The following is a 13,793-nucleotide window of genomic DNA, read 5'->3' on the forward strand; positions in this document are numbered from 1 at the left end:
AACGTTAAAGCGAAATTCGAAAGGCGTATGTTTCCAGAATAACAGCATTCCTTCTAATTTGCCGCGGAATGAGTTTAAGCAAGTTAAAAGCAACGCTAACTGGCGATCTGTTTACCGATAGCACTACCCTTAAGTTGTATGCAACAGATGCATCGGCTTACCGAGAAATGCCAAAAGCAGTGGCGATACCCGCTAATAAAGAAGATTTGGTTGCTTTAGTCCACTATGCTAATGCCAATAACACTTCCCTAATTCCAAGAACTGCCGGCACAAGTCTGGCCGGACAAGTCGTGGGAAACGGGATCATTGTCGACATTTCAAAACACTTCAATAGCGTCATTGAAATTAACGCAGAAGAAGGCTATGCGTGGGTAGAACCGGGCATCATTCGAGACGACCTCAACAAACAATTAGCCCCACATGGACTCTTCTTTGCCCCAGAAACTTCTACGGCCAATCGTGCGATGATTGGAGGTATGATTGGAAACAATTCATGTGGCTCTAATTCTGTCACTTATGGCAGCACAAGAGAACATTTACTTGAAGCTAAAACCATCTTAGCCGATGGAAGTGAATCGTGGTTCGGAAATGTAGATTCGGGTGCATTTCTAGATCGGTGCAATGGGCTTTCTGTTAGTGGCGAATTGCAGAATAATATATACTTCGAAACGCGAGAAATTTTAAAAAGTAAGGAGAATCAAAAAGAAATAGTAGAAAGCTTCCCAAAAGCTGATATTCCTAGAAGAAATACAGGCTATGCTTTAGACATGCTCTTAAGACATGAGCCTTTTTCCCCTTCAGGTGCTGACTTTAATTTTTGCAGCCTTATTGCCGGTTCCGAAGGAACATTGTGCCTTGTTACTGAAGCGAAGATAAAGCTCACTCCCCTTCCGCCCGATAATAAACGACTCGTCTGTATACATTCTGAAACTATTGACGACAGTCTAAAAGCCAATTTAGTTGCCCTAAAATATGAGCCTTCAGCCTGCGAGCTAATGGATCATTACATCCTAGAAGCTACTAAGCGAAACGCGATGTACAATGCTTTAAGGTTTTTTGTGCAGGGTGATCCACAGGCTATATTGGTTGTAGAACTTAATGGAAATACAAGCAAAGAGGCTGATGAAAAGGTTGAATCGCTTATCTCAGATTTAAAAAACGAAGGGCGAGGATATGCATACCCTATTGTAAAGGGCAAAAAGATTCAGTCCGTTTGGAAGCTTCGCAAGGCAGGTTTAGGGCTTCTATCTAACATCCCTGGAGATGCAAAACCTGCCCCAGTGATAGAAGATACCGCTGTTGATGTAAAAGACTTACCGGCGTATATAGAGGAGTTTAATGAGATACTGGACAAACATGGACTCTACTCGGTGCATTATGCTCACGCCGGTTCAGGAGAATTGCACCTTCGCCCTATTATTAACTTAAAAACTGCTGAAGGTCAAAAGAAATTCAGGACCATAGCAGAAGAAATTGCCACTCTAGTTAAGAAATACAAAGGATCGCTTTCTGGTGAACATGGTGATGGAAGACTTAGAGGTGAGTTTTTACCTCAAATGATAGGCGAACACAACTATCAGCTGGTTAAGAAAGTAAAAACCATTTGGGACCCGAATAATATTTTCAATCCAGGAAAAATTGTCGATACGCCTCCAATGGATACTTTTTTAAGGTATGAAAAGGATCAAGAAACCAAGGAATTCGATACAAAATTTGATTTTTCACCAACTGATGGCATTCTAAGAACTACAGAACTATGTAACGGTTCGGGAGACTGTCGGAAATCGGAACATAGTGGCGGCACCATGTGCCCTAGCTACATGGCCACACGAGATGAAAAGGACACCACTCGTGCTAGAGCGAATATTCTCAGGGAAATCTTAACACATTCGACTGATAAAAACCCATTCGCGAACGAAGAGATTAAAGAAGTAATGGATCTGTGCCTTTCTTGTAAAGGATGCAGTTCAGAATGTCCTTCAAATGTAGATATGGCCAAGTTAAAAGCGGAATGGCAATATCAATACTATGCTGAAAATGGCATTCCTGCACGCGCAAAGCGCATTGGTAACTTTTCGAAAAGCATGAAGATGGCCAGTAAGGTACCTTGGGCATATGACTTGATTTTCGGAAACGATTTTACAGCAAACTTGGCCAAGTCTGTAGCAGGTTTCGCAAAAGCGCGGAGCATGCCAAAACTAGCCCGAAAACCACTATTACATTGGCTAACGAAAGAATTCAAGCCACAAGTCACCGATAAAAAGGTATACTTCTTCTGTGATGAGTTCACAAACTACAATGATGCCGAAATTGGAAAAACCTGTGTGCTTTTACTTGAAAAGCTAGGCTACCAGGTTTTATTTGTACCCCATGCTGATTCTGGAAGACCTCAGTTATCTAAAGGCCTACTAGACGACGCCAAAATCTTAGCTGAAGAAAACATCGCCATTTACAACGAATTGCTCACGACCAATACACCTTTAGTGGGTATTGAGCCTTCGGCAATACTTACTTTTCGCGATGAGTATATTTCCCTAACTAGAGATAAAATCCAAGAACAAGCCAAAAGAATATCTCAGCACGTATATACCATTGAGGAATTTTTGGCCAACGAAATAGATGCCGGAAGAATCAAAGCGGATTTATTCACTGATAAAACCCAGTTAATAAAAGTTCACGGCCATTGTCACCAGAAATCGCTTTCTTCGATGGTTCCTACTAAAAAAATATTGTCGCTACCAAAGAATTATAAAGTCCATATGATTCCTTCTGGCTGCTGCGGTATGGCAGGTTCGTTTGGCTATGAAAAGGAACATTTTGATGTTTCTATGAAAATTGGCGAACTCGTGCTCTTTCCTACCGTTAGAGAACAACCCGAGGAAGTTTTAATAGCTGCGGCTGGTACGAGTTGCAGACATCAGATAAAAGACGGTACGAGCCGAGCTTCTTATCATCCGGTAGAAATCCTTTGGAAGTCTCTTTTATGAAGCGATTAAGCTTATTTGTTCTCTTAGTGCTGATCAGCCTTTCTTGTTCTAAAAAGTCAGGAGATGAGCTTCGTGTGGCCACTTCCGCGAATATGCAATTTGCAATGGAAGCCTTAGAAATTGCTTTCGAAGAGAAATCAGGTCATGAAGTAGAAATCATTCTAGGTTCTTCTGGTAAACTCACTTCACAGATTATAGCAGGTGCCCCATTCGATCTTTTCTTTTCGGCAGATACTAAATATCCTCAGAGACTTTTCGATGATGGGATTAGTAACAGAGCACCCAAAGTTTACGCTTATGGCAAGTTAGTGGTTTGGAGTGCATTGGACTCTCTCCTTTCCAAGGATGAGGAATCTGAATTAAGAACTATGAAAATGGCCTTAGCAAACCCTAAAACAGCCCCATACGGACAAGCTGCTGTAGAATATTTGACGGCTACTGGCGATTTAGATAAGATTAACGAGCGACTCATTTATGGGGAGAGCATTTCTCAAGTCAATCAGTTCTTATTAACCGGAGCGGTAAAACTTGGCTTCACTTCAAAATCTAGTGTCTATGCTAGCGCGTTCGATGGAAAAGGTGAATGGACAGAAATTCCTACAGACCTCTATACCCCTTTGGCGCAGTCGATGATTTTGCTTAAGGAAAGACCAAGAGCCAATAATCAAGCACAAGCATTCTACGATTTCGTGCTTTCCTCAAAAGGGCAGAAAATTTTAGATAACTTCGGTTATTCTACTGTTGACAATTGAATACACTTGCAGCTGAAATATCATCTATCCAAACCCAAGGAAGTCTTAGTATAGTAAAACTTCGAATTGCTGAAGAAGAACTAACATCAATTGTAATAGACACACCCGAGACTTCTGATTTTCTAAATAAGGACTATCCCGTGAATGCGCTTTTTAAAGAGACCGAAGTAATCATTGGTTTATCAGAAAGCCCTGAGCTCAGTATAGAAAACAGCCTAAAAGGGACTATTTCGGATATCACATCTGACGAACTCTTGATAAGGGTGGTGATTCAAATTGAAACAGACACAATTTCATCCATTGTTAGCACTGCGTCAGTTAAGAAGCTTCAGCTGACAATTGGAAAAACTGTTTATGCTATGATTAAATCAAACGAAATCATGCTAGCTGCCATATGAGTTGGGAACCCATCATATTGACATTAAAGTTAGCTTTAGTCGCGACGGTACTTTTATTATTCATTTCTATTCCATTAGCTAATTGGTTAGCAAATACAAAGAACAGATTCAAACCAGTATTTGAGGCCCTCATCAGCATGCCTTTAGTTTTACCACCAACCGTTTTAGGCTTTTATCTACTTATAGCTTTTAGCCCAAACAACACCTTTGGCGCATGGCTAGATCAAGCATTCGGACTAAGTCTGATCTTTTCATTTGAAGGATTAGTCTTTGCCTCAATCATTTACAGTTTACCTTTTATGGTACACCCAATTCAATCTGGCTTATCTAGTCTACCAAAATCCCTATCAGAAGCTTCATATATCTTAGGAAAATCGAAATTTCAAACATTGAGAAAGGTGCTGCTGCCCAATATAAAACCAGCGCTCATTACAGGCATTACGCTTTCATTTGCCCATACTATGGGAGAATTCGGTGTTGTACTGATGATTGGAGGAAATATACCAGGTCAAACCAAAGTGGCCTCAATTGCCATTTACGATGAAGTAGAATCTCTTAATTATGGGCTGGCAAATAACTACGCTATAATTTTACTGATCTTTTCATTCCTAGTCTTGCTTTCAGTGTACTTGTTTAATAATGGGGCTATAAAACGTTTCTGGAAATGATAGACTTAAGCATAAGCAAATCATTGCAAGGCGATTCCGGCAGCTTCTCTCTGAAAGTTGATATCAAACTAGACAAAGGGTCATTTACAGCTATTCAAGGAAAATCCGGCGCAGGTAAAACGTCTCTTTTAAGGCTGATATCGGGGCTTCTGTTGCCTGATAAGGGAAAGATTACTGTTGGCGAACAGGAATGGTTTAATAGTGAAAGTCGCATTAATATTCCCACGCAAAAGCGAGGTTTAGGATACGTTAGCCAAGATTATTCACTTTTTCCTCACTTAACAGTTTTAGAGAATCTTGAGTTCGCACTGCCGAAAGGCCAGAACAAAAAAGAAATCTTAGAATTAATTGAGGTTACAGCCTTAGGCGACTTGCAGCATTCCAAACCGAAACTGCTTTCGGGCGGTCAGCAACAAAGAGTAGCTTTGGCCAGGGCCCTAGTTCAAAAGCCTAAGCTTCTACTCCTAGATGAACCCCTTTCCGCCTTAGATCCTGAAACAAGGAGAAATTTACAGTCTTACATTATAAATGTTCACCAAAATTATGGGCTAACGACCTTGATGGTAACTCATGACACAGCAGAAACTTTGAAAATGGCAAATCATCTGCTCATCATGGAAAATGGTCTTATTACTAAAAGCGGAAAACCAACCGAACTTTTGGGGAACCAATCAGTCAGCGGTAAGTTTCAATTTACGGGTGAAATCATTGATATAAAACCGGAAGGTGTTGTAAACATTGTTTCAGTACTAATTGGCAAAGATTTAGTTCGGGTAATAGCTGAACTAAATGAAATAGAAGCATTATCCGTTGGCGACAAAGTGCTTGTCGCCTCCAAGGCCTTCAATCCTATTCTAAAACGACTAGATTAACTTCATATCATATATCTCCATCACATGACTTGACTATTTTGACCGGGTACACTGGCTCTGGCATGTTAGAAGGAATTGCCAGACACATGATACAGTTAGAATTCTCTTCAGGTTCAGCAATTGTTATGAAAAAGCTACCCTCAAGATTTTCTGAAAGGTTATCATCGCAGGAATTGAAAATGGCACCAATTACATTAGTATAAATCTGACCGTCGGCGCTGGTCCAAGTACCTAAACTAAGATTTTCGCCACCACTAATTACTTCTAGTACGGCATTACCACAAATTTGAGTAATCACTCTTACTTCAATACAGTCGGGAGCATCATCATTTTCGCAAGACGATAGGCAAAAAAATATAATCGTTAAAAGGGAAAGGCAAAATCGTTTCATAATTCTTCGTTGTTCTAGTGCTTTGACCCTATTAGTATTTCAATGGTTGGAAAGGAGGAACAAAAAAAGTCGTCACTCGAATTATCAAGTGACGACTTTTTTTGTTGTTGACCTTCTTATATATGGACTAGTTCTCTTTGTTTATTTCCTTTTTCATGAAAATAAAGTAGACCAAAAAACCTAATGATGCTGCAGTAATCACAATTCCATAAGCTGCCGTGGAGTCGTAATAGTAGTCCATTGAATTAATTAAAATCAACCCAATACCACTAAAAAACAAGATCAACCCCCATTTCAACGATGTATAGTAATTTTCTTTAGCGCCATCTTTAAGTAGCTCCATCGCTTCTTCATTTATCAGGCCCGCTTCAATCATTCTTCTTCTCAAACGATAACTCGTAATGCCTTTAATAATACCTATTGTAGTAAACCCTGTAAAAGCGAATGTGATTAAAACAGTGAGTACAATATCAAAACCTTCCATAATTCATTTATTTAAAATCCATTTGCCTCATCAGACAGCAATGGTTTTTGGAATGTTGCAGTTTACTAAAAAAAATATCGATCTTATTGTTTTTAGCATAAAGTCAGGTTTTTCTGCAACATAGATCTGATAGATTTTGTCTAACGACCCAAATGGATGATCAGTCGCTGGTAGAAAGCGTTTTAAGGGGCAACGATCAGGCTTTTGAATTTTTGATTCGAAAGTATGAGAAGTTAGTATTTCACATGATTCAAAAATTAACGAATAATCATGTGTTAGTGGAAGAATTGGCTCAAGACGTGTTTATGAAGGTTTATCAGAAGCTACCAGGCTTTAAATTCAATAGTAAATTATCCACATGGATTGCCACTATTGCGTACCGACATACGATCAATACACTAAAAAAGGAGAACAGGATGACTTATCAGGATATGGAAGAAGTTGATGAGGGTAATTTCTTTAAAGAATCAACTACCCCAGAAGATATATTGACAACCACCAATACATCGTCTTTTGTTCAGCAGCAAATTGAAAAGCTTCCGGCTCATTATAGAAACGTTCTCTATTTGTTTCATATTGAGGAAATGACGTATCCTGAAATTGTTGAAATAACCGGTATGCCTGAAGGAACAGTTAAAAACTACCTTTTTAGAGCCCGAAAATTACTAAAAGATCGGTTGGCTAAATTTGTAAAGAAGGAGGAACTATTATGAAAAAGAATAGAGGAATAGAAGATCAACTAGACTTTGATCAATCCGAAGATAATCATCTATACGAGCTGTTATTCAAACAAATTGAACAGGAAGAAGAGATTGCTATCAACCCTCAGTTTTCAACAACTGTACTTTCTAAACTGAAAGAAAAGAGAAGAAAAGAGGCATTCAGAGAGAATATTTATTTCGGTATGGCCATAGCCGGCGTATTCATTTTTGGCTTTATGGCACTCCAAGTTATATCCTCTTTTAGTGGTTCCTCTCAATCAATTCTTCCTCAAATCGTCTTGCCTGCGGCAGGCTTGGTATCCTTGATTGTAACTTTTCAGCTTATAGATCATAAACTTTTAAAGCAAAAAAGAATTAATCGACATTTAGGGATCTAAGCTTTATTTTCCTTGAATCTAGCATATGCTTTGGCATAAGAGTCTTCTGTATTGAAGAAATAGCCCTTAAAACTGATGAATAGTTGATAAGGTCTAAAAACAATTCTGTCAAAATCGTTTATCTCCAGACCAATCATATTGGACACGCTACTACCGACTAAAAAATTCATGAAAGTCTTAGACTTGCCCTCTATAGGTGTGTCTTTTGTGGCCATTTCATAGTAATTCAGTAATGATTGGGTCAGTTTTGTTCCAGCTTCCGAAGCACCAAACTGTCGTTTCCTTATTTTTCGTTCTAATACGGCTGCTTCTTTGTTGCTTTCTGGCAGTAATCCTTCGTTTTGCCCTAAAAGTATTCCGATCTTGTTCCAATAATTGATATAATCATAGGCTTTTTCTGGTAAAATAAGCCTACCTAGCTTCCTTAAGCCGCGTAATACTAAAAGAGAAAATGACAAGTTTGTACCTGCCATATCTTCTTGATTTACAGGCTCTCCAAAAGTTTTGCCCTTCCAGGTTTCATCCTGACCGATATACCAGCGCGTGGCGGCATGGAGTAAGCGAACCTTCAGAATACTGACTAATCCTTTTCCATTCGGTTTAAAGGCATCTTTATGCGTTACATCGAAGACAAACTCCGCGGTATCCATCAATCGCTGCTCAGGGTTATTAAGTATCCTTTGTGACCTAACCAACACTTCTGCCCCATTTTGAGCCGCATAACAGTAAGGTAAAGACATAAAGCCCAACAAGAGCATAATATCTGAGGCGTGCTCATTAAAAAATGCTTGCCCTTTACTGAGCTCTTCATCACTAAAACTGTTAGCCTTTTCTTGAACATCGGCTAGCAAGTGTTTCAACGAAACATCTGCGGTTTCATTCAAGAATGAATTATTCAGTTCAAGACCATCTAAATGTTGCTGCAATAAGGCTTTATCTTTTGGAAAATAATTGCTTATCACTTTGTCGGCCAAGTCATCTTTTTCTACTCGACTATCATTTAATAACTGCTCTGAATATTTCATTTGTTCTCTTTAATGAATACTAGAATTCTCGACCTTTTATTAGCTAAATGGGTGATATTCGGCATGCTCAAAATATGAGCACAACTATATTTAAAACACCTTAATAACTATTAATCAGTACGTTAAATATATTTTAATAAAGCTTTAGTTAAATACGCTTCAGTAACCACTTACAAAATTTGGTTACCTTATAAAAAAGTAAGTTTATACCTTCAAGCTTCAACACTGATCCAGAAAAATGAAACCAGCACTCCTATCCTTTTGTTTTTTAATCTTTACTTCAACAGCCTTTGCCCAGGCCCCACCCGATACGGATATCTTCGTCTTTGATATGAAAGAGAAGAAAGGAAAAATCACTCTTTCCAATGGTAAAAACGTCACCAATCGAAGCGGCTACGACAACCAACCGGTGTTTTTCAACAATGATTATATAATGTTCTCTTCTCATATAGACGGACAAAACGATATAATGATTCTCGATCTTTATGATGATAAGCTCACTAACCTTACCAATACTAAAGAGAGCGAGTACTCTCCTTTCCCTGTGCCGGGCTATGGCAGCTTTGCAACCATTAGAGTTGAAGCGGATAATACTCAACGCCTTTGGATGTTTCAAATGAATGGTAAAAAGGAACCTCAGGTAGTTTTTGAAGACCTAGCTCCTGTTGGTTATTTTGCTTGGAACACCGACAATGATGTACTCATGTTTGTATTAGGCCGTCCCGCTACGTTGGTATTGGCCAATGCGAATGAAGTGGATGATAAAATCATTACTAAAAATATAGGGCGTACGATAAAACTAATACCGGGTACAAAAGACTTTGCTTTTGAACGCAGAGAGGAAAATGGAGACAATATCATTTATCGGCTAGATGCCAGCACAAAAACCTTTGATGCGGTCATAAAAAAGCCTGAAGGCGGAAGTGATTGGGTAATAAGCCAAGAAGGCACATATATAACAAGCTCTGGTACTAAGCTTTGGATGTACAATCCGAAAAACGATAAAACCTGGAAGGAATTAACTGATTTGGGAGATCAGGGCAAGAAAGGCATCACGCGGATGGCCATCAACGCTAAAAACAAACGGCTAGCGGTAGTCATCAATAACTAGTTCCGTACATTTTCGTCAGCAACGGTATATCAAAAATTTAGGCTGTTTTTTCGCTAGCATAAAGGCCAAATTCCGATTTATACGTATTATTGTTGACTCAATACGAATTCAATACCACAAGAATCAAACAACACTATGTTCAAAACCTACACATTTCCAAGTGTATTTGAAGGAAACAACACAGATTTAAGGAATGTATCTCCTGATCTGATCAACGGTCTTAAATTATTTCATAATGGCGACGGGTACGTCGTTGGAAACCTCGCACTAACAGAGGGCGTTTCTCCACATAGAAATATAAACAGTGCTCCGGACGAGTTAGATTATAACTTATTATTGAAATCAGGTATGCTGGTTGCCAACCAAAAACTAGGTAACCCACTCACTATTTCAACTGGATTTCCTTTTTCAACTTTTCAACTTTACAAAGAAACTGCCGCAAACCTGATTAATGCTCAGCATGTGGTAGAGTATGATGCTGCCACTTATGGCGGTGGTACTAGGAAGAATGTACAAATTGAAATCGATCATGTGCAGATCATTCCAGAGGTTATTAGCTGTGCTATTGCTCTAAGGAAAGGCCAGCACCAAGCCGGAGGTAACTTCTTCGTGATTTCTTTGGGTTATGGCACACTAGAGGGGCTTTTAAGCACAGAAGGCGGTATTGTACAAAGAACTTCGCTATCAACTTACGGCTTGAGATACGCTGTGAATTTACTCGAAAAAGAGCTCGCTAAAACTTACTATCTAGAATTGAAAACAGAGCATCAAATTGATGCTGCTTTTCAAAAAGGGGTGATTTTCTTGAATAGAAAGCGTATTGATATTACTGAAATGAGAAATAAAGTCTTGAGACAGTATTATGAAGACGTGATTTCTCCTGCGATGAGAAAAGCATTCAATGATAATGACTTTACTATTTCTCATGACATGTTCTTAGCTGGAGGTGGCGCCATGTACCCTCAATTGGTAGACTGTTTTAAGGCTGAATTTCAAGACATCCTTGAATTAGAGGTAGCGCATGAGCCGCAATCATTGGCTAGTCGTGGCTATTGTATCAATTCAGCTCAATTGAATGGTGGCGTAAAGAGTTCTGCTGTCGGACTTGATATTGGAAATGCGACTACTATTGTGTCTATTTTCGACGAGAATAACGCTAGTTCTGAATCATCTATTCCATCGGCATATTAATGAGCAAGCGAGATCAATCATCGGCTAACCCATCTACTTATATCACGCAAGTGAGGCAAGGTTCTGTCATTTCTGGCAATATGAAGTCAGAGAACAGCATTCGTGTAGATGGATATGTTACTGGAGATTTAGTGTCGGATGAACGAATAATCATTGGCAACCATGGCGAAATAGGCGGAAACTTAAGCGGTATGGAAATCACCATTGAAGGCTATGTAAATGGTGATGTAATTGCCAAAGGCCTTTTGCATTTAGCACAAACTGCTCGGGTGTTCGGTAAGATTTACGCAAAGCATATTTCTGTTGATAATGGGGCAGAAATGAATGGAAAGATCAATGTAGGAGAAAAAATAGAAGTCCCAGAACTCAATAGTAGCTCTCCTTCTCGTTCTAACAAACAAGAGGCTGTAGAAAAACCATTGCCAGAAAAACGTAAAACCAATGTCTTCATTCCAAACACCAAGGTTGACGATGAAGATAAAACTGATAATTATGGAAGTGTAGCCTGGTAATTCAGGCTTTTTCACTTCCTACCTTTTACCCTTGCAAGGCTTATTCTATCTTTGCGACCTTAATACTAAAACTTCATGAATAACCCACTGGTTGAAGAATTGACTTGGCGTGGAATGATCCACGATATAATGCCCGGCACTGCAGAGCAATTATCTAAGGAAATGACATCTGGCTATATAGGATTCGATCCTACGGCAGATTCACTCCATATAGGAAACTTAGTACCTGTTATGCTACTCGTACACTTACAGCGTGCAGGACACAAGCCATACGCTCTTGTGGGTGGTGCCACTGGAATGGTTGGTGACCCTTCTGGAAAATCTGCTGAAAGACAGCTATTAGACGAAGAAGTGCTCAATAAAAACTTAGCAGGTCAAAAAGCTCAGTTAGAAAAGTTTTTAGATTTTGATTGTGGTGAAAACTCAGCCGAAATTGTCAATAATTACGATTGGTTTAAAGATTTCACTTTCTTAGACTTCATTCGCGACGTTGGAAAACACATCACTGTTAACTACATGATGTCAAAAGATTCCGTTAAAAATCGATTAGAAGGCGGTATGTCTTTTACCGAATTCACCTATCAATTAGTACAAGGCTACGATTTTTATCACCTATACCAGAATAAGAACTGCAAAATTCAAATGGGCGGTTCCGATCAATGGGGAAACATTGTAACGGGTACTGAACTTATCAGAAGAAAAGCACAGGGCGAAGCATTCGCATTAACGGCACCATTGATTAAAAAAGCAGATGGTAGCAAATTCGGTAAATCTGAAGGTGGAAATGTTTGGCTCGATAAAGAGCGAACTTCTCCATATAAATTTTACCAATACTGGCTCAACACGTCTGATGAAGATGCCAGCAACTTCATACGAATATTCACCTTATTGGATAAGCATACCATTGAGAATTTAGAGGAAAAACATGCTGAGGCACCGCATATGCGTCTAGTACAAAAAGCACTCGCAGAAGATGTTACCAGAAGAATTCATTCGGAAGAAGATCTTCAAATGGCCATTAAGGCATCGGGCATACTATTCGGCAAATCTACTACTGAAGACCTTGTGTCCCTCGACGAATCGACGTTGCTTTCTGTTTTTGATGGTGTGCCTCAAGTAACAATAAGCCAAAAGGATTTGAACGACACTGAATCATTTATTGATTTGCTTTCTACCACTACGCAGGAAATCATCTTTAAATCAAAAGGTGAAGCACGAAGAATGCTGCAAGGTGGTGGCGTGTCTGTGAATAAGTCTAAGATTGATGACATGAATGCCAAACCTGAAATAAGCCTTTTACAGGGTAAATATTTCTTAGCGCAAAAGGGTAAAAAGAACTATTACTTGGTCACCGTATCATAATATTTCTGTTTTTAGAAAGCACAAAAAAAGGCAACACATTTACATGTGTTGCCTTTTTTATTATTCTGATAATCAATTAATTATCTTCAGGTTCTTCAATCATAATTTGCTCTCTAGAAACCGAACTTACTTGGAAGTAGCCAAGTGCCCCGTTGCTTAAATTATTTCTTGGATCTGCAGGTGGTGGACTAAACATTCCGCCATCATTGTTAAGCAAATTGAAAAGGTCAGAATAGAAGATAAACGCCTCTTGGGTTAGGCTATACATTTCTACCTCAACCATTTCACCGAGCTTGTAAAACCCTGCAATCTCTAGGTCGTCGATCCTCTCTCCTAGTAAATCATCATCTGAAAAATAGATGTCTGTTGGAAAGTCTTTAACAATTTCACCGTTGTTATAAAATTTAAATAGGTATTGATCCTTTCTATCTTGAGGTTCGCTCGCATAGAAAAGCACTTCATAAAACCTTCCTTCTTCTTCAGGGTCCTCTAATTCCTCTTCATCAATTATCACGGTCAAAGAGTCAATTGCCGTCACTGGTAAAAGCTCTTCTGAAGCGCCGTATTGTTCTCCGTCAACAACTACTGACAAACTATAGGTAGTACCCACTTGACCTTGAAAATTAGTTTGAGGGTAATAAAACCCATTATCATCAGCCGTCCCCATTGGATTGTGAACAAACTGATAAGTGTTTCCGTTGTCGTCCGAAACTGAAACTGTTGCATCTTGAATACGTTCTGCCGGACCTGTAGAATAGAAATTTCGAGTTCTGGTCAGTTTTACGAAATGTCCGTTTTGTTCATTCGTAACCAAACCCTCAATCACTACACGTTCTTCTAATTGACCTAAGTCTAACGTAACTGTTTCTTCGCAGCCCATCGTAAAAAGTGCTGCCAATGCTAATAGCGTTAAGTATGTATTTTTGAATTGAATTTTCATG

15 protein-coding genes are annotated in these 13,793 nt (G+C 39.1%); 11 read left to right on the top strand and 4 right to left on the bottom strand.

The window, feature by feature from the left end; translation table 11 throughout:
• Positions 1–68: 68 nt before the first annotated feature.
• The 5 genes from JXQ92_RS05810 to JXQ92_RS05830 are packed head-to-tail and all read left to right on the top strand — an operon-like array spanning position 69 to position 5,677.
• A complete protein-coding gene (locus tag JXQ92_RS05810; protein ID WP_421985651.1) occupies positions 69–2,987 on the top strand; it encodes an FAD-binding and (Fe-S)-binding domain-containing protein in 2,919 nt (972 codons plus the stop codon).
• A complete protein-coding gene (gene modA, locus JXQ92_RS05815) occupies positions 2,984–3,739 on the top strand; it encodes a molybdate ABC transporter substrate-binding protein (RefSeq protein ID WP_421985652.1) in 756 nt (251 codons plus the stop codon). Before JXQ92_RS05810 ends, modA begins: the two co-directional genes overlap by 4 nt.
• A complete protein-coding gene (locus JXQ92_RS05820) occupies positions 3,736–4,137 on the top strand; it encodes a TOBE domain-containing protein (RefSeq protein ID WP_421985653.1) in 402 nt (133 codons plus the stop codon). The genes modA and JXQ92_RS05820 overlap by 4 nt, the downstream gene beginning before the upstream one ends.
• Positions 4,134–4,805, top strand: coding sequence for a molybdate ABC transporter permease subunit (modB, locus tag JXQ92_RS05825; protein WP_421985654.1), 672 nt, complete (start codon positions 4,134–4,136; stop codon positions 4,803–4,805). The genes JXQ92_RS05820 and modB overlap by 4 nt, the downstream gene beginning before the upstream one ends.
• Positions 4,802–5,677 carry an ATP-binding cassette domain-containing protein gene (locus tag JXQ92_RS05830; protein WP_421985655.1) on the top strand — a complete coding sequence of 292 codons (876 nt, stop codon included), beginning with the start codon at positions 4,802–4,804 and terminating at the stop codon, positions 5,675–5,677. Before modB ends, JXQ92_RS05830 begins: the two co-directional genes overlap by 4 nt.
• A 7-nt stretch (positions 5,678–5,684) precedes the next feature.
• On the opposite strand, the gene JXQ92_RS05835 is transcribed toward JXQ92_RS05830, so the two are convergent.
• Together JXQ92_RS05835 and JXQ92_RS05840 are read right to left on the bottom strand one after the other, a co-directional pair.
• Positions 5,685–6,068: a hypothetical protein gene (locus JXQ92_RS05835; protein ID WP_421985656.1), complete on the bottom strand. Its 384-nt coding sequence runs from the start codon at positions 6,066–6,068 to the stop codon at positions 5,685–5,687.
• Between the two features lie 127 nt (positions 6,069–6,195).
• A complete protein-coding gene (locus JXQ92_RS05840; RefSeq protein ID WP_421985657.1) occupies positions 6,196–6,552 on the bottom strand; it encodes a DUF6249 domain-containing protein in 357 nt (118 codons plus the stop codon).
• 152 nt (positions 6,553–6,704) lie between these two features.
• Between JXQ92_RS05840 and JXQ92_RS05845 the strand changes: the two genes are divergently transcribed.
• Both JXQ92_RS05845 and JXQ92_RS05850 read left to right on the top strand, forming a co-directional pair.
• Positions 6,705–7,265 (top strand): RNA polymerase sigma factor, encoded by a 561-nt coding sequence (locus JXQ92_RS05845; protein WP_421985658.1) that lies wholly within the window; start codon positions 6,705–6,707, stop codon positions 7,263–7,265.
• Complete coding sequence (locus JXQ92_RS05850; RefSeq protein WP_421985659.1) at positions 7,262–7,651, top strand: hypothetical protein; 390 nt, start codon at positions 7,262–7,264, stop codon at positions 7,649–7,651. Before JXQ92_RS05845 ends, JXQ92_RS05850 begins: the two co-directional genes overlap by 4 nt.
• Here JXQ92_RS05850 and JXQ92_RS05855 read toward each other — a convergent pair.
• Positions 7,648–8,676: an oxygenase MpaB family protein gene (locus JXQ92_RS05855; RefSeq protein WP_421985660.1), complete on the bottom strand. Its 1,029-nt coding sequence runs from the start codon at positions 8,674–8,676 to the stop codon at positions 7,648–7,650. The two genes, JXQ92_RS05850 and JXQ92_RS05855, sit on opposite strands and share 4 nt — an antisense overlap.
• 238 nt (positions 8,677–8,914) lie before the next feature.
• On the opposite strand from JXQ92_RS05855, the gene JXQ92_RS05860 reads away from it, so the two are divergent.
• The 4 genes from JXQ92_RS05860 to tyrS all read left to right on the top strand — a co-directional run bounded on the left by JXQ92_RS05860 (position 8,915) and on the right by tyrS (position 12,852).
• Positions 8,915–9,787, top strand: coding sequence for a TolB family protein (locus JXQ92_RS05860; protein ID WP_421985661.1), 873 nt, complete (start codon positions 8,915–8,917; stop codon positions 9,785–9,787).
• Between the two features lie 135 nt (positions 9,788–9,922).
• Positions 9,923–10,978, top strand: a complete 1,056-nt coding sequence (locus JXQ92_RS05865; protein ID WP_421985662.1) for a hypothetical protein — start codon at positions 9,923–9,925, stop codon at positions 10,976–10,978.
• Complete coding sequence (locus tag JXQ92_RS05870; RefSeq protein WP_421985663.1) at positions 10,978–11,490, top strand: bactofilin family protein; 513 nt, start codon at positions 10,978–10,980, stop codon at positions 11,488–11,490. Before JXQ92_RS05865 ends, JXQ92_RS05870 begins: the two co-directional genes overlap by 1 nt.
• Before the next feature lie 75 nt (positions 11,491–11,565).
• Entirely contained in the window at positions 11,566–12,852 is a 1,287-nt protein-coding gene (tyrS, locus tag JXQ92_RS05875; RefSeq protein ID WP_421985664.1) for a tyrosine--tRNA ligase, read from the top strand.
• 76 nt (positions 12,853–12,928) lie between these two features.
• On the opposite strand, the gene JXQ92_RS05880 is transcribed toward tyrS, so the two are convergent.
• Positions 12,929–13,792, bottom strand: coding sequence for a DUF4249 domain-containing protein (locus tag JXQ92_RS05880; RefSeq protein WP_421985665.1), 864 nt, complete (start codon positions 13,790–13,792; stop codon positions 12,929–12,931).
• Position 13,793: the final 1 nt, after the last annotated feature.

It is taken from the genome of Roseivirga sp. (genome assembly GCF_049099775.1).
GTDB lineage: Bacteria > Bacteroidota > Bacteroidia > Cytophagales > Cyclobacteriaceae > Roseivirga.